28 protein-coding genes are annotated in these 23,433 nt (G+C 65.1%); 17 read left to right on the top strand and 11 right to left on the bottom strand.

Annotated features, from left to right (window positions below; all coding sequences use genetic code 11):
* Nucleotides 1-24 precede the first annotated feature (24 nt).
* From V9K97_RS15000 to V9K97_RS14985, 4 genes are read right to left on the bottom strand one after another with little or no spacing between them, the layout of a single operon-like run.
* Complete coding sequence (locus V9K97_RS15000) at nucleotides 25-576, bottom strand: pilus assembly PilX family protein (protein WP_337319145.1); 552 nt, start codon at nucleotides 574-576, stop codon at nucleotides 25-27.
* 2 nt (nucleotides 577-578) lie between these two features.
* On the bottom strand, nucleotides 579-1,742 hold the full coding sequence (locus tag V9K97_RS14995) for a PilW family protein (protein ID WP_337318983.1): 1,164 nt from the start codon (nucleotides 1,740-1,742) through the stop codon (nucleotides 579-581).
* A complete protein-coding gene (locus V9K97_RS14990; protein ID WP_337318981.1) occupies nucleotides 1,739-2,329 on the bottom strand; it encodes a prepilin-type N-terminal cleavage/methylation domain-containing protein in 591 nt (196 codons plus the stop codon). The genes V9K97_RS14995 and V9K97_RS14990 overlap by 4 nt, the downstream gene beginning before the upstream one ends.
* Nucleotides 2,323-2,730 (bottom strand): type IV pilin protein, encoded by a 408-nt coding sequence (locus V9K97_RS14985; protein WP_337318979.1) that lies wholly within the window; start codon nucleotides 2,728-2,730, stop codon nucleotides 2,323-2,325. The genes V9K97_RS14990 and V9K97_RS14985 overlap by 7 nt, the downstream gene beginning before the upstream one ends.
* Nucleotides 2,731-3,015: 285 nt before the next feature.
* Here V9K97_RS14985 and V9K97_RS14980 point away from each other — a divergent pair, with 285 nt between their 5' ends.
* From V9K97_RS14980 to V9K97_RS14970, 3 genes are all read left to right on the top strand, one after another.
* Complete coding sequence (locus tag V9K97_RS14980) at nucleotides 3,016-3,276, top strand: hypothetical protein (protein WP_337297511.1); 261 nt, start codon at nucleotides 3,016-3,018, stop codon at nucleotides 3,274-3,276.
* A gap of 25 nt (nucleotides 3,277-3,301) precedes the next feature.
* Entirely contained in the window at nucleotides 3,302-3,541 is a 240-nt protein-coding gene (locus V9K97_RS14975) for a hypothetical protein (RefSeq protein ID WP_126745835.1), read from the top strand.
* 175 nt (nucleotides 3,542-3,716) lie between these two features.
* Nucleotides 3,717-4,745: an AraC family transcriptional regulator gene (locus tag V9K97_RS14970; RefSeq protein ID WP_337318978.1), complete on the top strand. Its 1,029-nt coding sequence runs from the start codon at nucleotides 3,717-3,719 to the stop codon at nucleotides 4,743-4,745.
* A 13-nt stretch (nucleotides 4,746-4,758) separates the two neighbouring features.
* On the opposite strand, the gene V9K97_RS14965 is transcribed toward V9K97_RS14970, so the two are convergent.
* Entirely contained in the window at nucleotides 4,759-5,958 is a 1,200-nt protein-coding gene (locus V9K97_RS14965) for an ABC transporter substrate-binding protein (protein WP_337318976.1), read from the bottom strand.
* Between the two features lie 200 nt (nucleotides 5,959-6,158).
* Between V9K97_RS14965 and V9K97_RS14960 the strand changes: the two genes are divergently transcribed.
* The 10 genes from V9K97_RS14960 to V9K97_RS14915 all read left to right on the top strand — a co-directional run bounded on the left by V9K97_RS14960 (nucleotide 6,159) and on the right by V9K97_RS14915 (nucleotide 14,154).
* A complete protein-coding gene (locus V9K97_RS14960) occupies nucleotides 6,159-7,418 on the top strand; it encodes a dienelactone hydrolase family protein (protein WP_337318974.1) in 1,260 nt (419 codons plus the stop codon).
* Entirely contained in the window at nucleotides 7,418-8,383 is a 966-nt protein-coding gene (locus V9K97_RS14955; protein ID WP_337319143.1) for a PDR/VanB family oxidoreductase, read from the top strand. Before V9K97_RS14960 ends, V9K97_RS14955 begins: the two co-directional genes overlap by 1 nt.
* Nucleotides 8,384-8,410: 27 nt before the next feature.
* Nucleotides 8,411-9,715: an aromatic ring-hydroxylating dioxygenase subunit alpha gene (locus V9K97_RS14950; RefSeq protein WP_337318972.1), complete on the top strand. Its 1,305-nt coding sequence runs from the start codon at nucleotides 8,411-8,413 to the stop codon at nucleotides 9,713-9,715.
* A complete protein-coding gene (locus V9K97_RS14945) occupies nucleotides 9,712-10,197 on the top strand; it encodes an aromatic-ring-hydroxylating dioxygenase subunit beta (RefSeq protein ID WP_337318970.1) in 486 nt (161 codons plus the stop codon). Before V9K97_RS14950 ends, V9K97_RS14945 begins: the two co-directional genes overlap by 4 nt.
* Nucleotides 10,198-10,217: 20 nt before the next feature.
* A complete protein-coding gene (locus V9K97_RS14940) occupies nucleotides 10,218-10,826 on the top strand; it encodes a cysteine hydrolase family protein (protein WP_337319141.1) in 609 nt (202 codons plus the stop codon).
* Nucleotides 10,823-11,605, top strand: a complete 783-nt coding sequence (locus V9K97_RS14935; protein WP_337318968.1) for an SDR family oxidoreductase — start codon at nucleotides 10,823-10,825, stop codon at nucleotides 11,603-11,605. The genes V9K97_RS14940 and V9K97_RS14935 overlap by 4 nt, the downstream gene beginning before the upstream one ends.
* Nucleotides 11,606-11,738: 133 nt before the next feature.
* Complete coding sequence (locus V9K97_RS14930) at nucleotides 11,739-12,026, top strand: BufA1 family periplasmic bufferin-type metallophore (RefSeq protein WP_258506368.1); 288 nt, start codon at nucleotides 11,739-11,741, stop codon at nucleotides 12,024-12,026.
* Between the two features lie 15 nt (nucleotides 12,027-12,041).
* Entirely contained in the window at nucleotides 12,042-12,887 is an 846-nt protein-coding gene (gene bufB / locus V9K97_RS14925) for an MNIO family bufferin maturase (RefSeq protein ID WP_337318967.1), read from the top strand.
* Complete coding sequence (locus tag V9K97_RS14920; protein WP_337318965.1) at nucleotides 12,884-13,672, top strand: DNA-binding domain-containing protein; 789 nt, start codon at nucleotides 12,884-12,886, stop codon at nucleotides 13,670-13,672. Before bufB ends, V9K97_RS14920 begins: the two co-directional genes overlap by 4 nt.
* A complete protein-coding gene (locus tag V9K97_RS14915; protein ID WP_258506364.1) occupies nucleotides 13,669-14,154 on the top strand; it encodes a DoxX family protein in 486 nt (161 codons plus the stop codon). The genes V9K97_RS14920 and V9K97_RS14915 overlap by 4 nt, the downstream gene beginning before the upstream one ends.
* A 121-nt stretch (nucleotides 14,155-14,275) precedes the next feature.
* Here the strand turns inward: V9K97_RS14915 and V9K97_RS14910 are convergent, their stop codons facing one another.
* Entirely contained in the window at nucleotides 14,276-15,220 is a 945-nt protein-coding gene (locus tag V9K97_RS14910; protein WP_337318963.1) for an alpha/beta fold hydrolase, read from the bottom strand.
* A 116-nt stretch (nucleotides 15,221-15,336) separates the two neighbouring features.
* Between V9K97_RS14910 and V9K97_RS14905 the strand changes: the two genes are divergently transcribed.
* From V9K97_RS14905 to V9K97_RS14890, 4 genes are all read left to right on the top strand, one after another.
* Nucleotides 15,337-16,158: an AraC family transcriptional regulator gene (locus V9K97_RS14905; protein WP_258506362.1), complete on the top strand. Its 822-nt coding sequence runs from the start codon at nucleotides 15,337-15,339 to the stop codon at nucleotides 16,156-16,158.
* 72 nt (nucleotides 16,159-16,230) lie between these two features.
* Nucleotides 16,231-16,914, top strand: a complete 684-nt coding sequence (locus tag V9K97_RS14900) for a hypothetical protein (protein ID WP_337318960.1) — start codon at nucleotides 16,231-16,233, stop codon at nucleotides 16,912-16,914.
* Between the two features lie 407 nt (nucleotides 16,915-17,321).
* The gene (locus V9K97_RS14895; RefSeq protein WP_337318958.1) at nucleotides 17,322-18,131 is read left to right on the top strand and encodes an alpha/beta fold hydrolase; all 810 of its coding nucleotides are present in this window, start codon (nucleotides 17,322-17,324) and stop codon (nucleotides 18,129-18,131) included.
* An 8-nt stretch (nucleotides 18,132-18,139) separates the two neighbouring features.
* A complete protein-coding gene (locus V9K97_RS14890; protein WP_258506359.1) occupies nucleotides 18,140-19,285 on the top strand; it encodes a PAS domain-containing sensor histidine kinase in 1,146 nt (381 codons plus the stop codon).
* Here the strand turns inward: V9K97_RS14890 and V9K97_RS14885 are convergent.
* The 5 genes from V9K97_RS14885 to V9K97_RS14865 all read right to left on the bottom strand — a co-directional run.
* On the bottom strand, nucleotides 19,269-20,999 hold the full coding sequence (locus tag V9K97_RS14885; protein WP_337319140.1) for a bifunctional protein-serine/threonine kinase/phosphatase: 1,731 nt from the start codon (nucleotides 20,997-20,999) through the stop codon (nucleotides 19,269-19,271). The genes V9K97_RS14890 and V9K97_RS14885 overlap by 17 nt on opposite strands.
* A gap of 30 nt (nucleotides 21,000-21,029) precedes the next feature.
* Entirely contained in the window at nucleotides 21,030-21,842 is an 813-nt protein-coding gene (locus tag V9K97_RS14880; protein WP_258506356.1) for a formate/nitrite transporter family protein, read from the bottom strand.
* A 72-nt stretch (nucleotides 21,843-21,914) separates the two neighbouring features.
* Nucleotides 21,915-22,694, bottom strand: coding sequence for a uroporphyrinogen-III C-methyltransferase (cobA, locus tag V9K97_RS14875; RefSeq protein WP_337319139.1), 780 nt, complete (start codon nucleotides 22,692-22,694; stop codon nucleotides 21,915-21,917).
* A gap of 64 nt (nucleotides 22,695-22,758) precedes the next feature.
* The gene (nirD, locus tag V9K97_RS14870; RefSeq protein ID WP_337318956.1) at nucleotides 22,759-23,178 is read right to left on the bottom strand and encodes a nitrite reductase small subunit NirD; all 420 of its coding nucleotides are present in this window, start codon (nucleotides 23,176-23,178) and stop codon (nucleotides 22,759-22,761) included.
* 20 nt (nucleotides 23,179-23,198) lie between these two features.
* A partial coding sequence (locus V9K97_RS14865) for a hypothetical protein (protein WP_337318954.1) occupies nucleotides 23,199-23,433 on the bottom strand: 235 nt, incomplete at its 5' end.

Raw genomic sequence — 23,433 nt, 5'->3', positions numbered from 1 at the left:
TGATCATTCGCAGGAGAGGTCTGGCTACGAGCACAGCGCTTCGAATTGCTCTTTGGTCAGGAGCGCCCGCACGCCCTGGCGTACCGCGGTGACCGTGCCGCTGGCGGCATGGGTCACGCTGGTGCTGATGTCCCACACCGTGTTGTATTGGTCGGGCAGGGCATTGAGCCCCGAGCCGGTGGTGGATGAATTTCCGCCGATACCGCCTGGCCCCGCAGTGCCCCCGCCGGTGTCGGTCGACTTGGTCGCGCGCACGCAGGTGGGGGGGGCGATCTCCACGATGTAGTCGTCGGTGCCGTCGTTGTTGATGTCCACCCGGCTCTGAGTGCCCAGGGGCATGGCCAGCGAGGGCGAGCCGTCCACGCCTGGCAGCAGCAGGGAAGAAGCCACTATCTCGATGGCGCGATTGGCCGCAGCCACCGCCTCGTTGCGGTTCTGCATGTTGCCGACCGACTTGAGGTTGGTGTTGCTGAGCGTGAACCCGGCCGTGACGGCAAGGGTGATCAGCACCAGCATGATCAGCCCGACGATCAGCGCCGCGCCGCCTTGCCTGTGCATGGGGAATGAGGATGGCATCTTCACGGCGTCTCCCTGCGGCCGGTCACGTTGGTCATGCGGATCGCGGTGGTGAAGGCATGCCGCTTGTAGCGGTCGTTGAAGGGCCCGAGCGTTGCGCTGCCAAGGTTGTAGGTGCGCGTGTCGCTGTGGCCCGGAGACACCTCGATGCTGCGGGCCACCACGTAGAGCTTGACGGCCGCCACGTTGATCAACTGGTCGGCGGTGCAGGGCGAAGCGGTGCTGCAATGAACAAAGTTGCCGTCGGGGCTACCGTCGCCGCGGTTGGTGGGGGAGGACCTGACGGCCGCATCGGCCCAGGAAATGGCCTGGGTGTAATTCACCGCCGCGCCGGTCTTGCTTAGCGTGTCCAGGCCCAGTTCCACGCGAAAGCCCTCGACGCCTTCGATGAGAGGCACGGGCGGCTGCTGCGCCAGCCCCGTCGCCGAGAGATCGAAGCGCGAACGCGCCAAGGTCGGGATGCCGTCGCCGACTGTTTCGGCGTAGTCGCGCACGTAGTAGATGTCGGAGATGAACTTGCGCTTGGGCGACGGGGTCGTGCAGTTCTTGCTCATCATGGTGGCAAAGCCCGCCGTGTTGAGGTCGAAATCCGACGGCTTCTGCGTGCCGCAGAAAGACGACTGGAAGTACAGCTTGCCGAGCGTGTCGGCTTCGCAATTCGGCATGCCGGCTATGCAGGTTTCGGCGTGGCGCACCACCAGCACGTCGGTGTCGGCTTTCTTGTTCGTCAACAGGCCGGCGCAGCTGGCCGGCACGGCGTCGTACGCCTGCACGGGCATGTCGAGCAGGCTGCGCTTGTAGTCTTCAGTCCAATTAGCCGCCGAATAGGGCAGGCACGGATCGGGCGCATTGCCGGTCGGCACCTTCGCTGGCACGCCCGAAACCGTGAGGTCGTCGAATTCGGGCATGTAGTTTTCCCAGAAGCCCGCGTGCGTGATCTCGTTCTCGAGCACAAAAACGCTGAGGCGGCCGCCCTCGATCTGGCGGTTGACCTTGACCATTTCGCGCTGGGTGTTGTTCACATTGAGGAACAGCGCGATCAGCGCCGCCAGCACGATCAGCATGATCGTGACCGACACCATCAGTTCGATCAACGTCAGGCCGCGCTGACGCTGCAGGGCACGCGCAAGTTGGCGGGTTTTGCCTGCTGGGCGCGCGCGCATCATGAAAGCGTCCCGATGCGCACCAGCGTCGTCACGGTCCGGCGGCACCTGTCGGCGGTGCACTGCGGGCTTGGTGTTGATGCGGTGGGGGCCACGTCGTAGGCGTCCTTGCCGCAGGCCACGCCTTCGGGCGGTGCGGCAATGGGCACCAAGCCCTGCCAGGCGACGGTGATCAAGTATTCGTTGTTGCCCAAGTCCTCCACGCAGCCGCGCCCACCGATCATCGCGCCCAGCTTTGTGTTGCCCGAGGTTTCGGCCGCGCCCTGCAGCGCGTTGCACCACTCCATGGCGTCGATCTGCTGGCGCGAGCCCGTGCCGGTGGGGCAGGCGATGCCGGCGCCCAGCGGCGAAGCAGTGACGTAGCTGGAGGCCATGCGGCGATTGATTGCAATGCGGCTGGCCATGTCGTTGAGCAGTATCAGCGCCTGCGAGCGCTGGTAGGACTCCATCTCGGACGACTGGAGGCGTGCCTGCAGGCCCACGAGCCCGAACAGGCCGAAGGCGAGGATCAGCAGGGTGACCAGCACTTCGATCAGCGTCGCGCCGCGTTGTGCGGTGGCGCGTTCGGCGGTCGGACGCGGCTTCACCATTTGTCGGCCGGCGTTTTCGCGCCTTGGTTATCGAGGGTGAGGTCGCCGTCGGACGCCTGGGCGCCTGTCGAATCGAAAGTCAGGACAAAGCCGGGAGGAGTGCCTTCCGCAGACAGGGTGATCGTGTAGTCGTAATTCGCGGCAACATCCGCAGGCAGCGAGTAGCCGCTGGCCGTCAGCGCCGTCTTGTCCGCATAGCTGCGGTTCGCCAGCAGGAACTGCTGCTGCCGGTTGGCGATTTCCATCATCTGCGCCTGGGCTGCGGACCGCTTGGCCCGGATCACGTATCGCTGGTAGCTCGGGATCGCGATGGAGGCGAGGATCGCGATGATCACCACCGTGATCATTACCTCGATCAATGTGAAGCCATTGCGCCGACGCGAAAACGAGAGCTTTTTCATTCAGCTGGCCAAGGTAATGATGTGTCAGATTGTATGTAAATGTGAATTTATCACATTCGAGCGTTAAATAGTGCGCCTATGGCCCGGACTATTTCGCGTCTGCAAGGCAGGTGTTGTGTACCGGCACATCCGAAGCACCGACACATTCAACACTTTGAAAAGGGTGCCGAGGCGAGGATGCTTCCGACTGATGGACGCTGGCGTCGTCCTACGTCCGGGCTCGCCGCAGTTCCCAGAATCGATTCATTGCCACTTTGCTCCTCGAGCGAGCAGGAGTCGAACGAAATGAACAGAGAACCCGGAAATCTGGGCTCGGGCGACGGATCCCGGCCCACCACCAGCGGCGGGGTAGACAACATCGGCGCGGGAGAAAAGTTCACCAGCAGTTCTTCGGCCACCGGAGAACAGGACTCGGCACCGGCCCCCGCCGAGCGCATGGCGAGCAAGCGCAAGAACGTGGAGGCATCGCGCCACGACGGTTCCGCGGCCTACGGGCTGCGGGAAGACCTCCGCTCTGAAACCAACAAGGAGCCGAGCAAGCCCTAGCGGCTTGCGCGGCCGAGGAGCCCCCATGACGACTTCGGAAAAAGCTTTCCCCTTTCCCACATCCAAGAACCACGGCAAACCCGCGGTCGAGCCGGCCAAGCCGGTCGAGCAGGCGCCCAGCGAAGAGGCCCTGGACAGCGGCGTCGAAGAGTCCTTTCCCGCCAGCGACCCGGTTTCGGTGACCGTAACCAAGGTCAAGCTGCCGAAGGCGCAGCAGGACAAGGACAAGGAAAAAGCGGAAGAGACCGGCGGCAAGCAGACCTAGGCAGCCGGAACCAGGCCACGACCGAAAGCGGCGGACTGCCGGGCAAGCTTCTTGCACGCCCGCGCATGCCGCCCGGGGCAATCCCCATGGCAGGACCCGGCCTCGGGCGGTAGATTGCGCTCCTGCCCCGGCGGCAGAGATCGCTCTCACTACTTTTGGCCCCCGAGGAGTGTTCGTGGACGCATGGTCGAGCCAGCAGCTTTCCACCCTGTATGGGCGCGAGATCTTCCGATCGCGCGAGGCGGACGAAACCCACGCGCTGGTGACCCATGAGCTGAAGGCGCACCGGAGCACCTGGGGCCGCGGCAATGTCGATGCGGTCTTTTGCCGGGCAGAACTCAGTGCACTGTCGCTGTGCATCCTGCGGTACGGCTGCGATGTCGACATCGAGCCCGACACGCTGGGCAATTTCGTGCTGGTCCAGATGCCGCTGCGCGGCCATGCCGAAGTACATACCGGCGGCCAGACCGTGCAGATCCATCCCGGCCAGGGCGCAGTGGTGTCCGCGCACAAACCCGTGCGGCTGCGCTGGCACGCGGACTGCGAGCAGTTGATGCTCAAGATTGACCTTGCCCGTCTGCAGGACGTGGCACGCCGAACGTTTGCCGCAAGGCCTGCGGGCGGTGCAGGGGCCGCGGCAGAAATCGGTGAAATCGACTTCGAGCTGCCGCTCCGGCTCGACGATGCCGCGGGCACCCAGTGGTGCCGCATGGTGGCCGGCCTCGCATCGCTGCTCCCCGCGGACGGCCACGAGCCGTATGACCCCCGCTGGCTGGCCCACTACGAAGACAACCTCATGCTCTACCTGCTGTGCCACCGGCCCAATTCGGTGCGGCGGCAGCACGACGCGCTGCGGCTCGGGTCGGAGGCAGCCAGCAAGCGGCAGCTGCGGCTTGCCGAAGAATTCATGCGCAGCCGGCTCGATGCGCCCCTTTCGCTGGAAGAGGTGGCAGAGGCCGCAGGCGTGTCGCGCCGCGCCCTCGGCCTGCTGTTTCGGCGCTACCGCGATCTTTCACCGATGGAAGTGCTGCGCAACATGCGGCTCGATGCCGCGCACGCCCAGTTGGCGCGGCACGACGGCGCCAGCGTGACCGAGGTCGCCTTCAGCTGCGGCTTCTCGCACCTGAGCCGTTTCGCCGCCTGCTACCGCGAGCGCTTCGGCCGGCTTCCGCGCGAAACTTCGCGAGAGCCGGCGCGGCACTAGACAGCCGGCGTCGTCAGGCCGGCTTCATCGCGCATTTGGCGGAGGAGCTGTCCTGGTAGTTCTGCAGCACCGTGCCGATCACCTTGTTGGCAATGCGCCCGTTCGCGTCCTTGCCGATCACGCGCAGGTAGTAGTTCTGAATGGGAAAGTTGTTGGCGCCATAGCTGAAGTCGCCGCGCACCGACTTGTACCTGGCGGCCTTGATCGCCTTCAGCAGTGCCGGCCGGTCCGCCACCTTGCCGCCCACGTCTCGCACCGCTGCGTCCATAGCCATGAGCACGTCGTAGGCCTGGCCCGCATAGAAAGACGGGTTGCGCCCGTTGTTCTGCTCCCGGAAATCCGCCACGAAGCGCTTGTTTGCCGGGTTGTCCAGGTCGTATGACCAATGCGCGGTGTTGAAGAGCCCGAGCATCGGCTCGCCCACGGAGGGAATCATGTCTTCGTCGGCCGAGAACGCGGTCGAGATCAGCGCCACGTCTTTCGACAGGCCGGCGCCCACAAACTGCTTGATGAAGCTCACGCCCATGGCGCCCGGCAGAAAGAAATAGAGAGCGTCGGGTTTGGCCGCGCGAATCTGTGCGATCTCGGCGGAGTAGTCGAGCTGGCCGAGCTTGGTGTAGAGCTCGTCGCTCACCGCGCCCTTGAAGTTGCGCTTGAAGCCGGTGATTGCATCCTTGCCGCCAGGGTAGCTCGGCGCGATGAGCGCGACCTTCTTGAAGCCCTTGTCCGAAGCGAACTTGCCCGCTGCTTCGTGGTACGCATCGTTCTGGTAAGACGCGCCGAAGAAATACGGGTTGCACCTGGCCCCCGAGTAGTCGCTTGGGCCGGTGTTGCTCGAGAGATAGGGCACCTTGGCCGCGAAGAGCGGCGCCCCCACGGCCAGCGCGACCGTCGAGCCGATGGGGCCGGTGAACAGGTCGATCTTGTCGCGCAGCAGCATGCGCTCGACCACCTGCCGGGCCAGGTCGGGGCTGCCGCCCGTGTCCGCCTCGACAAACTCCACAGGCACCCCGCCGAGCTTGCCGCCCAGCTGCTTCATCGCCACCGCAAAGCCGGCCTTCGCCTCGGCGCCGCCTACGGCAAACGGCCCGGAGAGGTCCATTGCCAGGCCGACCTTGACGGTTTGCGCCTGGGCCAGGGCCTGCGGTGCGAATGCGGCCGTGACGGCGAGCGCCAGCAAAGCGACGGCGGTTGGGATTCTTGCCTGCGACATGAAGGATCTCCTCAAGGGGGTGATTCGGATGGCGTGGGTTGCAACAAAGGTATGTATGCGCGGGGGCCGAGTCTCCACGGCACGCGAACGGCGGGCTATCCACTTTTCGCGCGGCATGCGCCTGCAAGAAGTGGACAGACAGCGCGCGGGCCGCTCCACAGAATCGTCCGCCGAACCCCACCACTTCGGAGACTCGCCCCATGAGCCAATACATCGACATCGCAGCCGCCGACGGCCAGACCTTCCGCGGCTACCTGGCCTTGCCGCCCTCGGGGCGAGGCCCCGGCATCGTGCTGTGCCAGGAGATATTCGGCATCAACGACTACCTGCGCGAGGTGGCCGACCTTTACGCCGAAGAGGGCTACGTGGTGCTCGCGCCCGACCTGTTCTGGCGCATGGAGCCGAATGTCGAGCTCGGCTATTCGCCCGAAGACTGGCAGCGCGCTTTCGGCTTCTTCCAGAAATTCGATGTGGCCGCCGGCGTTTCGGACATCACGGCCAGCGTGAAGGCGCTGCGCGCGCACCCGGCATGCACCGGCAAGGTAGGCGCGCTGGGCTTTTGCCTGGGCGGAAAGCTCGCCTATCTTGCGGCCGCACATTCAGGCGTCGATGCGGCGGTGGGCTACTACGGCGTAGGCATCGAGGCAGACCTGGACGTGCTGCCAAAAATCGAATGCCCCATTGCGCTGCACTTTGCCGAGCTCGACAAGTTCTGCCCGGCTGAAGCGCGCAACCAGGTGCTCGAGGCGTTTGCAGGCAAGCCCCGTGCGCAAATGTATGTGTACCCCGGCGTCGACCACGCATTCGCACGCACCGGCGGCGAGCATTTCGACAAGCCCTCCACGCTCATGGCCCACCAGCGCTCGATGGCGCTGTTCAAGGACGCCATCGGCCCCGTCTACGACCTGTCTGCGCTCTGGGACAAGCACTGCGAATACGAGTTCGCAACACGCGATGTGGTCGCCACCATGGGCACGATGGTGAGCGAACCCTATGTAAATCACATACCCACCATGACCGGCGGGGTAGGGGCCAGGGAGCTCTCGCGCTTCTACAAGCACCACTTCATTCCGACCACGCCGCCGGATACGCGGCTTACCCCCATTTCGCGCACCGTGGGCGCCACGCAGATCGTCGACGAGATGCTTTTCTGCTTCACCCACACGGTGGAAATCGACTGGATGCTGCCGGGCATCGCGCCCACCGGCAAGCCGGTGGAAATTCCGCTCGTCGCCATCGTCAAGTTTCGTGGCGACAAGCTCTATCACGAGCACATCTATTGGGACCAGGCCAGCGTGCTGGTGCAAATTGGCCTGCTCGATGCAAAGGGCCTGCCGGTGGCGGGTGTCGAGACGGCGCGCAAGCTGGTGGACGAGCAGCTGCCTTCGAACACGCTGATGCCGCGCTGGCAAAAGTCGGCCAGCTTGACCATCGCCGATCCGGCCCTGCCACTCGGATGATGGCGGGCGACTCGGAGATGCTCGAACTGGTGGTGGAAGCGGTGAGGCCGCTCACGCCCTCCATCAAGGCCTTCGTGCTGCGGAGTGCACATGGCGCGGCCTTGCCGTCGTACACGCCCGGCGCCCATCTGGGCGTGCAGGTCGTCCAGCCCAACGGGCGCATCGGCCAGCGCGCCTACTCATTGGTGGCACCGCATGCGGACGGCCGCAGCTACGAAATTGCGGTGTTGCATGAACCGAAGGGCTCGGGTGGCTCTGCCTGGATGCACGGGCTGAAGCCCGGCGCCGTGTTGGCCGCCCAGCCGCCGCGCAACGACTTCGCGCTGCATGCCGGGAGCTTGCCGCCGCTCCTGATCGCGGGCGGCATCGGCATCACGCCGCTGCTGTGCATGGCGCGCGCGCTGGCCGCCGAGGGGCGGGCATTCGATTTCTTCTATGCCACGCGAAGCGCGGGGCACACCGCTTATCTGGAAGAGGCGCGCGCACTGGGCGCCACCGTCGTTCACGACGGCGGCGACTCGGCCCGCGGCCTCGACCTGCGCGCTGCGCTTTGTGCCCCGAAACCCGGGCGCCACCTTCATGTGTGCGGACCCAAGGGCATGGTGCAGGCCGCGGTCGACGTGGCACGCGCTCTCGGCTGGCCCGGCGACCACGTGCACTGCGAACTGTTTGCCGGTGCGCTGGAGCAAGAGGGCGACAAACCTTTCGAAGTGCGCACGCTGCGCTCCGGCAAAACGCTGACCGTGTCCGCCCACCAGAGCCTGCTCGACGTGCTGATCGCTGCCGGGCTGGACCCGCTGTACGACTGCCGCCAAGGCGACTGCGGCGTGTGCGCCGTGGCAGTGGAAGAGGGCGTTCCCGACCACCGCGACCACAACCTGAGCGCCCGAGAAAAAGCCGAGGGCCGGGCCATCTGCACCTGCGTGTCCCGCGCGAAGACGCCGCACCTGGTGCTCGACATCTGACCACCACATTTCAGGAGACCCATTCCCATGACCATCGACCTGCAGGCGCTCGTGCAGCCTGACCGCGTGCACAAGCGCGTTTACACGGACCCCGCCATCTTCGAACTCGAGATGGACCGCGTCTTCGGCCAGGCCTGGCTCTACGTCGGCCATGAGAGCCAGGTGCCGAACATCGGCGACTACTTCACCACACGGCTCGGCCGCGAGCCCGTGGTGATGGTGCGCCACACCGACGGTGCGGTGAGCGTGCTCTACAACCGCTGCCCGCACAAGGGCGCGAAGATCGTGCCTGACGGCAGCGGCAGCGCCGGCAAGTTCTTGCGCTGCCTTTATCACGGCTGGACCTTCAAGTGCGACGGCAGCCTGCTCTCGGTGCCGCTGCGCAGCGGCTATGAGGACACCGCGCTCGACCTGAAGGCGCAGCAGCACTCGGTGCGCAAGGTGGCGCGCGTGGCCAGCCACCGCGGCTTTGTGTTCGCGAGCCTGGCCGAAGAGGGCCCTGAGCTCGTCGAGTTTCTGGGCGGCGTGGCCACCTCGCTCGACAACTTCTGCGACCGCGCGCCAGACGGCGAAGTGGAGGTGGCCGGCGGCGTGCAGCGCGTGATCCAGCGCAACAACTGGAAGATCTTCTTCGAGAACCTGCACGACACCATTCATGCGGTGGCCACGCATGAATCGTCCTGGCGCGCGGCCAAGGAAGAATTCGAATCGATGCCGGCCGGCACGCCCAAGCCCTTCGAGGTGGTGATCGTTGATGGCAACGGCGAGCCGCTGGAGTTCTGGGAAAAGCTCGAACTCAAGGGCTACGACCATGGCCACGGCTTCATGGAAGGCATCTTCGTGCCGCCCACCGATCCTGTGAGCCTGGCCTACGTGGCGGCGCTTCAGGCAAAGCAGGGCGAGGCGCGTGCCGACCAGATCCTGCGCGTGAACCGGCACAACACTATCGTGTACCCAAGCTGCTCACCGCACACCTCGTTCCAGCAGATCCGGGTGATACGGCCGCTCTCGGTCGACCGCACGCTGGTCGAAATATTCAGCTTTCGCCTGAAGGGCGCGCCGGAGGCCACATTCCAGCGCACGCTCAAGTACACCAACATCGTCAATTCGCCGTCGTCGAACGTGATGCCTGACGATTTGGAGGCCTACAACCGCGTGCAGGAAGGCCTGGCTTCCGATGGCGGCGACTGGGTCAGCATGCACCGCGGAATGGGCCGCGACCAGCCCTTGCCGGGCGGCCGGTCTTCCAACGGCAACAGTGAAATGCCGCCGCGCAACATGTTCGCCGCCTGGGCTTCGTACATGGGCGTGCAGACGGGAGCCGCCGAATGAACTTCAACGACTGGCAAGAGCAGCAGGACATCACGCAGTTCCTGTTTAACGAAGCACGCCTGCTCGACGAGCACCGCTGGGACGAATGGCTGCGGCTGTTCACGCCCGATGGGCTGTACTGGGTGCCGCTGGTCCACGGCCAGACCGATTACCTCAACCATGCCTCGCTGTTCTGCGAAGACGCCTTGCTGCGCTCGATGCGTGCGCGGCGGCTCGAGCAGGCCCGCGCCTATTCGCAGCAGCCGCCGACTCGCACCGTGCACGTGCTGGGCAACATCTCGCTCGAGTCGCGCACTGAAGCCGGCTGCGTCGTGCGTTCGACTTTCCAGCTGGTCGAGTGGCGCAAGACCGAACAGCGCGCGTTCGGCGGCAGCGTGCTGCACACGCTGCGCCGCGAAGGCGCCGAGTGGCGCATCGAAATGAAACGCGTAGAGCTCGTCAATTGCGACGCGCCGCACGAAGCCTTGCAGGTGTTCATGTGACCAAGGCCGCATTGCTCGCCATGCACTACCAGAACGACGTGCTGCACGTGGACGGCAAGGTGCGGGTGGGCGTGGCCGCCGACGACCCCGCGCGGCCACGCCTGATCGCTTCTGCCGCGCGGCTGATTGCCGGCGCACGTGCGAGCGGCGTGCCGGTCATCTTCGTGCGCATCGCCTTCGCGCCAGGGTATGCGGACTGCCTGCGCAACAGCATGCTGTTCCGCCGTGTCGCCGAAACCGGTGCCGTGCTCGACGGGCAGTGGGGTGCGGAGTTCTACGGCGAACTGGCGCCGCTGCCCGGCGAAGCAATCGTCACCCACAAGCGCAACAATCCGTTCTGGGCCAGCGGGCTCGAAGAGGTGGTGCGCAGCACCGGTGCCACGCGGCTGTACGTGGCGGGCATTGCGACAAACCACGTGGTCGAGCACGGTGCGCGCCACGCCAGCGACCTGGGTTATGACGTGGCGGTGGCGGCCGATGCATGCAGCACCGCGCAGCCGCACCTGCATGCGGCCAGCCTGGAAACCCTGGCCATGCTCGCGGATGTGATGCTTGTCGATGAAGCGATTGCACGCATGAAGAACAATGAAGGTCCCAAGGACATGAAAGAACCGAAAGGCACGCCATGAGTCTGCAAGGCAAGGTTGCCATCGTCACCGGCGCCGCTGCAATGCTCGGCGGCGCCATCGTTCGTGCCTTTGTGCAGGCCGGTGCGCAGGTGCTGGCTGTCGATATCGATGCCGTGCGCGGCGAGGCACTGCAGGCCGAACTCGGTAATCGCTGCCGCTTCGTGGCTTGCGACATCGCATCCGATGCGGCACTCGATGCGTTGCTGGCCGACGTGCTCGCCAGCGAAGGCCGCATCGACTTTCTCATCAACAACGCAGTGGTCTACGGCGACAACGGCATGGCGGCCACGCGAGGCGAGTGGATGCGCGCTTTGGACGTCAACCTCGTGTCCGGCGCGGTGCTGGTGCAAAAGGCGGCGGATGCGCTGGCCGCGCAGCGCGGCGCCATCGTCAACATGGGCAGCGTGGGCGGCAAGTTCGGCACGGCAAACCGTGCGCTTTATCCGGCGGCCAAGGCCGCCATCCTGCAGCTCACGCGCAACCAGGCCGCCACGCTGGCGCCACGCGGCGTGCGCGTGAACTCAGTGTCGCCCGGCTGGACCTGGTCCGATGCGTTGAGCCGCATGGCAGGCGGCGACCGTGCGCATGCCGACCGCATGGCGGCACCATTGCATCCGTTGGGCCGGGCAGGGGACCCGGACGACGTCGCGCAAGTGGTGCTGTTTCTGTGCTCGGACGCCGCGCGCTTTGTGACCGGTGCCGACATCCCGGTCGATGGTGGCTTCTCGATGCTCGGGCCCGACCAGGGGCGATCGGCCCGCGATTGGTTCGACGCCTGAGTTTCTGCGCGCAAAAATTTTTTTTTGACGATCGAGAGGAGCGCTGTAACCCCGGCTTCCGAAGTGGCGAACTAAAAAATAACCGCGCATTCCGGCGCGGTTGCAAATGTTCAACCATCTTCGGAGCTCATCCATGATCAACCGTCCTCTCGCCATTACCGCCCTTGCACTGGGCGCCCTTGCCGCCGGTTCCGCCATTGCGCAAGACAAACCCATGGCCGACAAAATGGCTGCGATGGAGAAGTGCTACGGCGTTTCGATGGCAGGCAAGAACGACTGCGCCGCCGGCCCCGGCACCACCTGCGCGGGCACTTCGAAGGTGGATTACCAGGGCAACGCCTGGAAGAACGTGCCGGCCGGCACCTGCGCCACGATCAAGACGCCCAAGGGCATGGGTTCGCTGGCTCCCATCAAGTCCTGACCGGCGCGCGCCGCCATGCCAGAAGCCCTCACGGCCGGCGTTGGGCTCAAGCCGGAGCACTACGAGCCTGCGCTCGGCGCACGAACCGAGGGCCTGTGGTTCGAGGTGCACCCGGAGAACTACATGGTGGCGGGCGGCCCGCGGCTCGGGTGGCTGGAAGCGATTCGCTCCCGCCATCCGGTCTCGCTGCATGGCGTCTCGCTTTCGCTGGCGGGTGAGTCCGAACCGGATGCCGCGCATCTTCAGCGGCTCGCGGCGCTGGCGCGGCGCATCCAGCCGGCGCTGGTGTCGGAGCACTTGGCATGGTCCACATGGAACGGCCAGTACTTTCCCGATCTGCTGCCTTTTCCGCGCAGCACCGCCGCGCTCCACCGCGTTGCGGCCAATGTGGCGCGCACCCAGGACGCGCTGGGCACCGCCATCGCCATCGAAAATCCGTCCCACTACCTGCGCGTAGATGGGCATGAATGGGACGAGATCGACTTTCTTCACGAGCTGGCGCGGCGCACGGGCTGCAAGCTGCTGCTCGACATCAACAACGTGTACGTGTCGGCCCGCAACCTGGGGTTTTCAGCCAATGACTGGATCGACCGTTTCCCGCATGCGCTGGTCGGCGAAGTCCATCTTGCAGGCCATGACGCAGACCCGAACCTGGGCGACACGCTGCTGATCGATTCGCACGACGCGCCCATCGCGCCGGAAGTCTGGCAGCTGTATCGGCGCTTTGTCGAACGCGCCGGTGCCCGGCCCACGCTGATCGAACGCGATGGCAACGTGCCCGCCTTCGAAGAGTTGATGGCCGAGCGCGACCAGGCCGCCGCCGAACTCGAGCACGCCACAACGCAGGAGGCCACCGCATGACCACGCCGCATGGCCTGTTTCAGCAGGCGTTTGCAAAGGCGCTGTTCTCGCCAACCGAAGGGCTGAACCCCGCGATGCGGGAGCTTGCAGCGCAACCCGCCTTCGCCGTGTATCGCAACACCGTGATGAAGGCCTGCATCGATGCACTCGCGGCCAACTTCCCAACGGTCGCGCGGCTGGTGGGCAGCGAATGGTTTCGCGCCGCCGCCGCGCTCTATGTGAATGCCGAAGCGCCGCGAGACGGACGCCTTCTGCATTACGGCAGCGGCTTTGCCGATTTTCTGCACAGCTTCGAGCCTGCCGCCGAACTGGTCTACCTGCCAGGCGTGGCGCAACTCGACACGCACTGGCGCGAGGCCCATGTCGCAGAGGACGCGCCCGCCGCCGATGCTGCATGGGTAGCCCGCCAATCGCCGGAGCAGATGGCAGCCTTGTCTCTCAGACCTCATCCTGCGGCACGCTGGGCGTGGTTCGACGACCAGCCGGTGTTCAGCATCTGGGAGCGCAACCGCGCGCGGGGCGAAGTCACCGATGAACTGGCCTGGAAAGGCGAGGGTGCCTTGCTGACACGGCCGTACGACGCCGTAGCGTGGCAAGGGCTCACGCAGGCCGGTTGCGTCTTTCTCGATGCCTGCGCAAGTGGAGCCACTCTCCAGCAGGCGGCAGAGCGCGCAATGGCCACCGATGTGCAAGCAGACCTTGCCGCCATCTTTGCTGGCCTGCTGAGCGCCGGCGCATTCACCGCCCCATCTTCATCGCCCGCATCCAACGAAGGAACACCATGAGCACGAATCTCCAGGCGTCAGAGCCAATCGCAACTGGCAGCAATCGCGGCCTGCGCGCCCATTGGAACGCCGCGGCCGAAACGCTCACGCGCGTGGTGACGCACGATGTGCTGGCGCTGGCCACGCGCGTGGCTGTGGCGGCCATCTTCTTCTACTCGGGCCGCACCAAGGTCGAAGGTTTTCTTACGCTGACCGACAGCGCCTACGAACTGTTCCGCACCGAATACAAGCTGCCGCTCGTTCCACCCGAGCTCGCGGCGCACCTGGCGGCCTATTCGGAGCATCTGTTCCCCTTGCTGCTGGTGCTGGGCTTGTTCACGCGTGTCTCGGCGCTGGCGTTGCTGGGCATGACGCTGGTGATTCAGATCTTTGTCTACCCCGACGCATGGCCGACGCATCTCTCATGGGCGGCGCTCATGCTGTATCTGGTGGGCCGCGGCGGCGGGCGCCTTTCGCTGGACCACGCGCTGGGCATTCGCTGAGCGCCCTTGCGCCTGCGTCCCTCACCCCTTGGCCGTTGCCCAAGCGGCACGGCCTCCTTGCGCATGTCGCCATGCGCCAGGAGGCCGTCGGTTCGGCGGCAAGGCTTGCCGCCGCGCCTGCTTATTCCTTGATGAAGTTCAGCAGGTCGTTGTTGAGCCGGTCCTTGTGCGTGTCGGCAAGGCCGTGCGGTGCGCCTGCATAGACGATCAGCTTGGCGTTCTTGATCAGCTTGGCGGAAGCCCGGCCCGACGCATCGATCGGCACGATCTGGTCGTCGTCGCCATGCACCACCAGGGTGGGCACGTCGAAGCGCTTCAGGTCCTCGGTGAAGTCCGTGGCCGAGAAGGCGGCAATCGAGTCATAGGTATTCTTGTGGCCGGCCTGCATGCCCTGCGCCCAGAACGACTGGATGGAGCCCTGCGACACCTTGGCGCCCGGCCGGTTGAAGCCGAAGAACGGACCCGAGGCAATGTCGAGATACAGCTGCGAGCGGTTCTCCAGCTCGCCCTTGCGAATGCCGTCGAACACTTCGATGGGGAGCCCGCCCGGGTTCTTTTCGGTCTTCAGCATGAGCGGGGGAACCGCGCTCACCAGCGCCGCCTTCTTGACGCGGCTGGTCCCATGACGGCCGACGTAGCGCGCCACCTCGCCGCCGCCGGTGGAAAAGCCGACCAGCGTCACGTCCTTCACGCCGAGCGTGTTGATCACGGTGGCCAGGTCGTCGGCGTAGTGGTCCATGTCGTTGCCTTCCCAGGGCTGGCTCGAGCGGCCATGGCCGCGGCGGTCATGCGCAATCACGCGGTAGCCCTTCGAGGCGAGGAAAATCATCTGCGATTCCCAGCTGTCCGAGCTCAGCGGCCAGCCGTGGCTGAAAGTGACCACCGGGCCGTTCCTCGGACCCCAGTCCTTGTAGTAGAGCTGCACGCCGTCCTTGGTGGTGATGTAGCTTGCGGTTTTTGCAACCGCGGCGGCCGGTTGGCGCACGGGCGACTTGTCGGCGGCGAACACGGCATTGGCGGCGACGGCGAGAGCGGCCATGGCGAAGATGCGGGTAACGGCGTTCATGTTTCTTTCCTTTGATTCGGGTTGAGGTTTCAGGTCGGAATCGACAGAACGAACTTTACGTGTGTGGTGAAACGATTGGTGATAAAAAGTCCTGATAACTTGACTTGGAGTATTTCATGCCTGATCGGCTCGAAGCCCTGCTGACGCACTTTTCCGTCAGCGCGCGGGTGTTCCATACCGGCGCGCTGTGCGGAATCAACGACCTGGACGGGGAGGGCGCCACCGGCCAACTGCACCTGGTGCGCCGCGGGGAGGTGGGCGTCAGTCACGGCGGCGCGGAGGTGCTGCGCATCGAGCGGCCAAGCCTTTTGATGTACCCGCGGCCCATGGCGCACAGGTTCATTACCGACGCGGCGCGCGGCGCGGACTTTGCCTGCGCGCACCTGCAGTTCGAAGGCGGCGCCGCAAACCCGATCCTGGCCGCGCTGCCCGCATTCGTGTGCCTGCCGCTGGAAGAAATCGACGGCACCGAGGGCGTGCTGGAACTGCTGTTCGAAGAAGCCTTCGAGCAGCGCTGCGGCAAGCAGGTGCTGCTGAACCGCCTGTTCGACGTGGTGCTCATCCAGGTGCTCAGGCACCTGATGGAAAAGGGGCAAACCCGCTCCGGCCTGCTCGCGGGGCTGTCGCACCCGCGGTTGCGCAATGCCGTGGTGGCCATGCACGAAAAACCCGCACTCGAATGGACGCTCGACGCGCTTGCCGTCGAAGCGGGCATGTCGCGCAGCGTGTTTGCCATCCAGTTCCGCGACACCGTGGGATGCACGCCGGGGGTGTACCTGCAGCGCTGGCGCGTCGGTCTTGCGCAGCAGGCATTGCGTCAGGGGCGTCCGCTCAAGCTCATTGCGCAAGAAGTCGGCTATGGGAGCGAAGCCGCGTTGTCGCGCGCTTTCAAGGCGCAAAGCGGCCTGTCGCCGCGGGAGTGGAAGCAGGCCGCATGAGGGCGCGCTCGGGTTGCCGCTGACACGACGGTGCGGTAGCCTCCCGGCTCCAACACTGCCAGGAGTCTCCAGATGCCCAGTCGCTTACTTCTCTCCGCTGGCGCCGCCGTTGCAGCCACCGCGCTGATCATCGGTTGCGGTGCCATGGGTCCGTCATCGGGCGGCAAATCCATGAGCTTCTTCATCACCAGCGTCAACCCCGGCAAGGGCGGCGACCTCGGAGGCTTGGCCGGAGCCGACCGCTTCTGCCAGTCGCTGGCCACGAGTGCGGGGGCGGGCAACAAAACTTGGCGCGCCTATTTGAGCACCGCTGCCGCGAACGGGCAGCCGGCTGTCAATGCGCGCGACCGCATCGGTACTGGCCCCTGGACCAATGCCAAGGGTGTGGTCGTCGCCACCAGCGTGGCCGACCTGCACAGCGCCAACGCCAAGGTCGGCAAGGACACCTCGCTGACCGAGAAGGGCGAGGTTGTCTCCGGCGCCGGCGACCCCGTCAACCGCCACGACATCCTCACCGGCTCGCGCCCTGACGGCACACTGGCCGTGGCCGACCCCGGCAAGGACACCACCTGCGGCAACTGGACCAGGAGCGACGGCGGCTCCGCCATCGTGGGTCACCACGACCGCAAGGGCACCAATCCCGACCCGATAGCCAATGCTTCGTGGAACTCGTCGCACGGTACGCGCGGCTGCAGCGTCGACCAACTCAAGATGAGCGGCAGCGCTGGTCTGATGTACTGCTTCGCGACGAACTGACTTCGGCAGAGCGAACTCATCTCCCGGTTCGACTTCCGGAGTCAATCCGGTCTTTGTCGCGATCTCGTTTGCCCGCGAGGGGCCTGTGCTCCAGATAGCGCTCCCACAGATACAGCGCAGGCAAGGCAAGCAAGTGCAGCATCGCAGTGAGGATGCCAGCGCCAAACAGGGCGATTGCCACCAGAGGGCTTGCCGCAACTCCCAGGATCGTTCTGAACATATTGGTTTTAAATAAAAGATCAGCGGTCCACTAGCGCCTGCGGACAAAGCTAACCGCCCGCGATGGGAAGCTCGTACGGCTGAGCTGACGGATTACGTAGGATGCTTGCCAGACGAGGCTTGCCAGCCGATTTGGGCGGGCATACTTCGCTCGGTTTGCAAAACTACCGAGCTCCAAAGGACAACACATGACCGCCCAGTTGCAGCATCGCAATAACGTCCATGTGGCGGGCAGCGGCCCCGCCACGCTGTTTTTCGCGCATGGATTCGGCTGCGACCAGAACATGTGGCGCCTCCTGGAACCCGAGTACCGCAAGAGGTACCGCACAGTGCTTTTCGACCTCGTCGGCAGCGGCGCCTCCGATCTCAAGGCATTCGATCCCGACAAGTACGCGTCGCTGGACGGCCATGCCGCGGATGTGATCGAAATCGTGAAGGCCTATGGCGAAGGCCCTGCCATCTTCGTGGGGCATTCGGTGAGCGCGATGATCGGAGTGCTGGCTGACCTTGCCAGCCCGGGCCTCATTGCGGCGCACGTGATGGTCGGGCCATCGCCGTGCTACATCAATGATGGCGACTATGTCGGGGGATTCGAACGCGCCGACATCGACTCGTTGCTGCACACCCTAGAGAGCAACTATCTCGGATGGTCCAGCACAATGGCGCCGGCCATCATGGGCGCGCCGGAGCAACCCGCTCTCGGCGTCGAGTTGACCAACAGTTTCTGCCGCACCGACCCGGAAATCGCGAAGCATTTCGCGCGCGTCACCTTCCTGTCGGACCACCGGGACGCGATTGCCGAACTGCGAACGCCTTCGCTGATCCTCCAGTGCGACGACGACCTGATCGCTCCCGTGGCGGTCGGCGAATACATGCACAAGGTCATGCCCGACAGCGTGCTGACGATCATCGACAACGTCGGACATTGTCCGCACTTGAGCCAGCCGAGCGCCAGCAACGACGCGATCGCATCGTTTCTCTCGCAGCGCGGTTACTAGGCCCGCTCATGACAGCGCTTGGGCCTGCCGATGAGGCGCTGCTCGACGGTGCTCCCTGCGGGCTGGTCGAGACGGACGCAAAGGGCGTCTTCCTGCGCGTCAACAAGCCGTTCTGCGTCTGGCTTGGCTATGACAAGGCGGATCTGGTGGGCAAGAAGCGGCTGCAGGATCTGTTGACCATGGGTGCCCGCATCTTTCACCAGACCCATTGGGCACCGTTGCTGGAAATGCAAGGCTCCATCTCGGAGTTGAAGCTCGACATCCGGCACAAGAATGGAAGCACCCTGCCCATGGTTCTGAATGTCGTTCGCCACGGGCACGGGCCTAACCACACCCAGGAAGTGGCCCTGTTCGTGGCACGAGACCGCGACAAGTACGAACAGGAACTGCTTCTGTCTCGGAAAAAGCTCGAGACGCATATTGCTGAAGTGGAGCGCCTTCAGGCCGAGACGAAAGACCGGGCGCTTTTCGCGGAGCAGATGATCGGCATCGTGAGCCACGATCTGCGCAATCCGCTGTCGGCCGTTCACACCGGCATCCAGGTTCTCTTCAAGCATGCACCCACCGACAACCAGGCACGGGTGTTGTCGCGAATGGCGCAGTCGGTGGACCGCGCGAATCGCCTGGTGTCGGACCTGCTGGACTTCACGGTCGCGCGCGTGGGGAAGGGCATTGCGATCAACCCTCAACCGGTCGATCTGCACGAGGTGGTCGCCCAGAGCGTGGCCGAACTCGCCTTGTCTTTTCCCGATCGGACGTTGCGCCATGAAACCGAAGGGCGCGGGGCATGTCGTGTCGACCCGGATCGGATGGCGCAACTCGTCGGCAATCTGGTCGCAAACGCCGTGAGCTATGGTGACCCGGACAGGGAAGTCACCGTCAAGACCTCAGTGAATCCTGAGCGCGTCGAAGTCTCAGTCCACAACTGGGGCGCCGCCATTCCAAGCGAACTCATTTCGGCCTTGTTCCAGCCGATGGTCCGCGGATCGGCTGTCGGCACCGGCAGAAGCGTGGGCCTTGGGCTGTTCATCATCATGGGGATTGCCAAGGCGCATGGCGGTGAGGTGACGGTGGAGTCGAGCAACGCAGAAGGGACAACCTTCATCGCCACCTTGCCCGCCTTTGGAAAACCGACGCTCAGCCCCGCTGGCTGAGCAAGCCGAGCAGCACGATCACCGCGATGCCAAGCAGCAGGGCCGTGCATTTCCAGAAGATCACCGGGTTCTTTTCGACCAGCGGCGTGCCGCGGCTGTTCAAGAAATCCGGGTGGGGCTGCCGCAGGTCTTGCACAAACTCTGAAAGCACTTCGTAGCGCTTGAGCGGGTTGGGGTTGAGTGCCTTTCGCAGCACTTCGTCTACCCAGGCCGGAATGGCCCGCTGCGCGTCCAGCGCGGACCTGTACTGCAGATTTCGCTGGTCGGACCGCGTCCTGATGCGGGCCGCCTCGGCGCCATAGGGCAGCCGTCCGGTCAGCATCTGGTAGACGATGACGGCCAGCGAGAACAGGTCCGATTTTGCCGATCCGCCTTCGCCCAGAAAGTACTCGGGCGCGGTGTACTGCACCGTGCCCAGTATCTGGTCGGGCGCGGCCAGCGTGCTGTCGTCCAGGCCGGCCACCCATGCGGAGCCGAAGTCGATGATGCGCACCGTGCCCGTGCGGTCGATCATGATGTTCTCGGGCCGCAAGTCCTGGTGCAGCATTTCCAGGCGGTGAAAAGCCTGCAATCCTTTCGCAAGCTGCTCGATGATGCCGCGCACCGATTCGAGGCTCGGCCGCGGGTTGTCGACCATCCACTGCGCCAGCGTCTGCCCCTCGACGAACTCCATTGCAACGTAGAGGTAGTTGCGCTTGCGATGGCTGGCGTGCGGCTTGAGCACGTGCGCGCTGTCGATGCGCCGCGCGACCCATTCTTCGAGCAGAAAGCGGTCCAGGTGCGCCTCGTCGTTCTGCAGGTCGACGGAAGGGGTCTTGAGCACCACTCGCTGCCCCGTGTCGTCGGTCGCCAGGTAGATGTGGCTGCGATGGCTGTGATGCAAGTCGCGCATGATCGTGTAGCCGTCGAAGCGCATGCGCGCCTCCAGCATCGGCGGCAGTTGCAGCGCGGCGCGTTGTGCGTGCAGCTCGTTGATGTCGCCATCGGGCAGGGCGTCGACCCTGACGATCTGGACCGTCAGGTTGTCGGGGCTGCCGCGGGCGTAGGCTTCTTCGGCAATGCTGCGGGCCGCGGCATCCAGGTCGTTGGGGTTCGCATCCAGCGCGGACTTGATGGCGGCGGCGTCGATGTGCTCGTGAACGCCGTCTGAAGTCAGCAGGAAGACATCGCCTTGCTCGACGGGAACGGCCCGGTAGTCGATCTCCACATGCGGCCCCACGCCGAGCGCGCGGCCGAGGTAGCTCTGGCCGCCGCCCACCGAAACTCGGTGGTCTTCGGTCAATTGCTCGAGCGCCTCCGCATGCCAGCGGTAGACGCGGGTGTCGCCCACATGAAAGACGTGCGCGGTGGTCGACCTGACGACCAGCGCGCTGAAGGTGCAGACGTAGCCGCGGTCCTTGTCGAAGCGGCCGCCGCCGTTCTGGGTTTGCGCATGCAGCCAGGCGTTGGCGGCCGTGAGCACGCGCTGTGCCGAGCGGCTCACGCTCCAGGCGTCCGACGTGCAGTAGTAGTCGGTCAGAAAGCTCCTGACCGCCGACTCGCTGGCCACATGGCTCACGTCGCTGCTGCTGATGCCGTCGGCAATGGCAATGGCCACGCCCTTGGCACTGCGGACTTGCCCCTCCGGCAGGGCGGCACCGTGGAAATCCTGGTTGCTTTCCTTGCGCCCCTTGTCGGAGTGCTGGCCGATCGAGACCGCGAGTGCGGAGCGCATCGTCACCGGCGGCGAGCGGCCGTGTCTTGCTTAGCGCACCACGCGCTTGGGACCTGTCTTCACGTGCGTGGCGTAAAGCGTCAGGCCGGTGAACGAAAGGCCGCCGATGAGGTTGCCCAGCACCGTGGGAATCTCGTTCCAGATGATGTAGTCCATGATCGAGAAGTTGCCGCCCATGAGCAGTGCCGACGGGAACAGGAACATGTTGACCACCGAGTGTTCGAACACCATGAAGAAGAACACCATGATCGGCATCCACATGGCAAGCACCTTGCCGGTTACCGAGGTCGAGATCATTGCGCCGACCACACCGGTCGACACCATCCAGTTGCACAGCATGCCGCGCACGAAGAGCGTGAGCATGCCGGCGGCGCCGTGGTCGGAGTAGCCCACCGTGCGCGCCTCGCCGATGGTGGCGATCACCTGGCCGACCTTGTCGGGCGGGCTGGTGAAGCCGAAGGTGAAGACGATGGCCATCAGCACGGCCACGGTGAACGCACCGAGAAAGTTGCCGACGAAGACCAGGCCCCAATTGCGCAGCACGCCGCCGATGGTGACGCCGGGGCGCTTGTCGATGAGCGCGAGCGGCGTCAGCACGAACACGCCGGTCAGCAGGTCGAAGCCGAGCAGGTAAAGAATGCAGAAACCGACCGGGAACAGGATGGCTCCGATGATCGAGTAGCCGGTCTGCACGTTGATGGTGACCGCGAACACAGCCGCCAGCGCCAGGATTGCACCCGCCATGAAAGAGCGGATGAGCGTGTCCCGCGTGGACATGAAGATCTTGGATTCACCGGCGTCCACCATCTTGGTGACGAATTCGGAAGGCTGCAAATAGGCCATGGCGTTGCTTTGGTTTGAAGAGAAAAAAGCCGAAAGAAAAATGGAAAGGAGAGGCGAGGGGAGGCCGGAGTCTCAGGCCGCCTTCTCCAGCGCAAGATGCGCGGAAGACGCCGCGGCGGCCAGTCCCTGAAGGACATCGCCGACCACGATGATCGAAGGGCTGCACAGGTCGTTGTCGGCAATGGTCTGCTCCAGCGTTGCGAGTGTTCCCACTGCATGCCGCTGGGTCGGCAGGCTGGCGCTCTGCACCACCACGATCGGCGTCGAAGGCGGCAGGCCGCTCAGCAGTTCGTTCTGGATGCGGCCGGCGCCCGACACGCCCATGTAGATGACCAGCGTCAACCGCGCGGCATGCGCGGTGGCGGCCAGCGCTTGCCAGTCGGTGCCCGGTGAACCGGGCTTTGCATGGCCCGTGACGAAGACGACGCCCTGTGCATGGTCGCGGTGCGTCAGAGGCACGCCGAGCGAGGTCAGCCCGGCCAGGCCCGAGGTGATGCCGTTCACCACCTCGACATGGATGCCGGCCTGCGCCAGGTGCTCGACCTCTTCGCCGCCGCGGCCGAAGATAAAGGGGTCGCCGCCCTTGAGCCGCACCACGTGCTCGCCTTCGCGCACGGCCATGATCATCAGCCGCTCGATGAAGCTCTGCGGCGTGCTCTTGCAGCCACCGCGCTTGCCGACGTGGATCACGCGCGCACCGGGTTGCGCCATGGCGACGATCTCGTCGCTCACCAGGTCGTCGACAAGCAGCACGGTGGCCGACTGGATGGCCTTGAGCGCCTTGATCGTGAGCAGCTCGGGGTCGCCCGGGCCGGCACCGACGAGCGTGCAGTGGCCGTGTGCGGGTGCCATGCCTGGGTTGCGGTCGTCGCTGCGCGACGAAGACGTGAGAGTGAGGCTCATGTTGTTCGTTGTGTCAGGCAGCCGAGTCTTCGGTCTGAAGGCAGGCGCGGCTGGCCGGCCCCGCGACCGGGCGTTCGAGCTCCACCGCATGCGTGGCGAGCTCGTTCGAATCCAGGTGCACCACGCCCTCGGCGACCTTCACCGCGAACTTCGGCGTGCATCCTTCATCGGGCGATCTGGCACACCCGTCGTCGAGGCCGATGGCCCAGTTGTGCAGCGGGCAGGCCACGCTGGTGCCGAACACAATGCCCTGGGAGAGAGGGCCGCCCTTGTGCGGGCAGCGGTCCAGCAGCGCGAAGACTTGGTTCTCGGCATTGCGGAACACGGCGACGTCCACGCCCACCGGGCGCGCCACGCGGCGGGCGCCCAGCACCGGGATGTCCTCGACGCGGCAGATCACTTTCCACTCGTTGGTGTTGCTGTTGTTGCTCATGGGTTGTTTTTCCTTCTCGTTCAGGCGGCTTGGGTGGCCTTGTCCGTTGCTTCGTCCACCACCGCCACCGGCGTGAACTGCCGCACATCCACAGACGCCTGGCTCGACTCGAACCACGGATCCGGCTCCCCGTCCAGCGCGAACTGCAGCCGCTCCCACAGCGCCTTGCGTCCGGCTTCGTCTTCCAGGATCTTCTTCTTCACATAGTCCAGCCCCACCCGCCCGATGTAGTGCACCGTGCGCTCCAGGTACCAG

This window comes from Variovorax sp. CCNWLW186, from assembly GCF_037203865.1.
In the GTDB taxonomy this organism is placed as follows: Bacteria; Pseudomonadota; Gammaproteobacteria; order Burkholderiales; family Burkholderiaceae_C; genus Variovorax.
The sequence above is the reverse complement of the archived record's forward strand: the minus strand, read 5'-3'. Positions and strand labels throughout refer to the sequence as shown.

Coding starts and splice junctions, on each gene's coding strand:
- V9K97_RS15000 (WP_337319145.1), bottom strand. CDS start 576: ATGCCATCCTCATTCCCCATGCACAGGCAAGGCGGCGCGGCGCTGATC.
- V9K97_RS14995 (WP_337318983.1), bottom strand. CDS start 1,742: ATGATGCGCGCGCGCCCAGCAGGCAAAACCCGCCAACTTGCGCGTGCC.
- V9K97_RS14990 (WP_337318981.1), bottom strand. CDS start 2,329: ATGGTGAAGCCGCGTCCGACCGCCGAACGCGCCACCGCACAACGCGGC.
- V9K97_RS14985 (WP_337318979.1), bottom strand. CDS start 2,730: ATGAAAAAGCTCTCGTTTTCGCGTCGGCGCAATGGCTTCACATTGATC.
- V9K97_RS14980 (WP_337297511.1), top strand. CDS start 3,016: ATGAACAGAGAACCCGGAAATCTGGGCTCGGGCGACGGATCCCGGCCC.
- V9K97_RS14975 (WP_126745835.1), top strand. CDS start 3,302: ATGACGACTTCGGAAAAAGCTTTCCCCTTTCCCACATCCAAGAACCAC.
- V9K97_RS14965 (WP_337318976.1), bottom strand. CDS start 5,958: ATGTCGCAGGCAAGAATCCCAACCGCCGTCGCTTTGCTGGCGCTCGCC.
- V9K97_RS14960 (WP_337318974.1), top strand. CDS start 6,159: ATGAGCCAATACATCGACATCGCAGCCGCCGACGGCCAGACCTTCCGC.
- V9K97_RS14955 (WP_337319143.1), top strand. CDS start 7,418: ATGGCGGGCGACTCGGAGATGCTCGAACTGGTGGTGGAAGCGGTGAGG.
- V9K97_RS14950 (WP_337318972.1), top strand. CDS start 8,411: ATGACCATCGACCTGCAGGCGCTCGTGCAGCCTGACCGCGTGCACAAG.
- V9K97_RS14945 (WP_337318970.1), top strand. CDS start 9,712: ATGAACTTCAACGACTGGCAAGAGCAGCAGGACATCACGCAGTTCCTG.
- V9K97_RS14940 (WP_337319141.1), top strand. CDS start 10,218: ATGCACTACCAGAACGACGTGCTGCACGTGGACGGCAAGGTGCGGGTG.
- V9K97_RS14935 (WP_337318968.1), top strand. CDS start 10,823: ATGAGTCTGCAAGGCAAGGTTGCCATCGTCACCGGCGCCGCTGCAATG.
- V9K97_RS14930 (WP_258506368.1), top strand. CDS start 11,739: ATGATCAACCGTCCTCTCGCCATTACCGCCCTTGCACTGGGCGCCCTT.
- bufB (WP_337318967.1), top strand. CDS start 12,042: ATGCCAGAAGCCCTCACGGCCGGCGTTGGGCTCAAGCCGGAGCACTAC.
- V9K97_RS14920 (WP_337318965.1), top strand. CDS start 12,884: ATGACCACGCCGCATGGCCTGTTTCAGCAGGCGTTTGCAAAGGCGCTG.
- V9K97_RS14915 (WP_258506364.1), top strand. CDS start 13,669: ATGAGCACGAATCTCCAGGCGTCAGAGCCAATCGCAACTGGCAGCAAT.
- V9K97_RS14910 (WP_337318963.1), bottom strand. CDS start 15,220: ATGAACGCCGTTACCCGCATCTTCGCCATGGCCGCTCTCGCCGTCGCC.
- V9K97_RS14905 (WP_258506362.1), top strand. CDS start 15,337: ATGCCTGATCGGCTCGAAGCCCTGCTGACGCACTTTTCCGTCAGCGCG.
- V9K97_RS14900 (WP_337318960.1), top strand. CDS start 16,231: ATGCCCAGTCGCTTACTTCTCTCCGCTGGCGCCGCCGTTGCAGCCACC.
- V9K97_RS14895 (WP_337318958.1), top strand. CDS start 17,322: ATGACCGCCCAGTTGCAGCATCGCAATAACGTCCATGTGGCGGGCAGC.
- V9K97_RS14890 (WP_258506359.1), top strand. CDS start 18,140: ATGACAGCGCTTGGGCCTGCCGATGAGGCGCTGCTCGACGGTGCTCCC.
- V9K97_RS14885 (WP_337319140.1), bottom strand. CDS start 20,999: ATGCGCTCCGCACTCGCGGTCTCGATCGGCCAGCACTCCGACAAGGGG.
- V9K97_RS14880 (WP_258506356.1), bottom strand. CDS start 21,842: ATGGCCTATTTGCAGCCTTCCGAATTCGTCACCAAGATGGTGGACGCC.
- cobA (WP_337319139.1), bottom strand. CDS start 22,694: ATGGCACCCGCACACGGCCACTGCACGCTCGTCGGTGCCGGCCCGGGC.
- nirD (WP_337318956.1), bottom strand. CDS start 23,178: ATGAGCAACAACAGCAACACCAACGAGTGGAAAGTGATCTGCCGCGTC.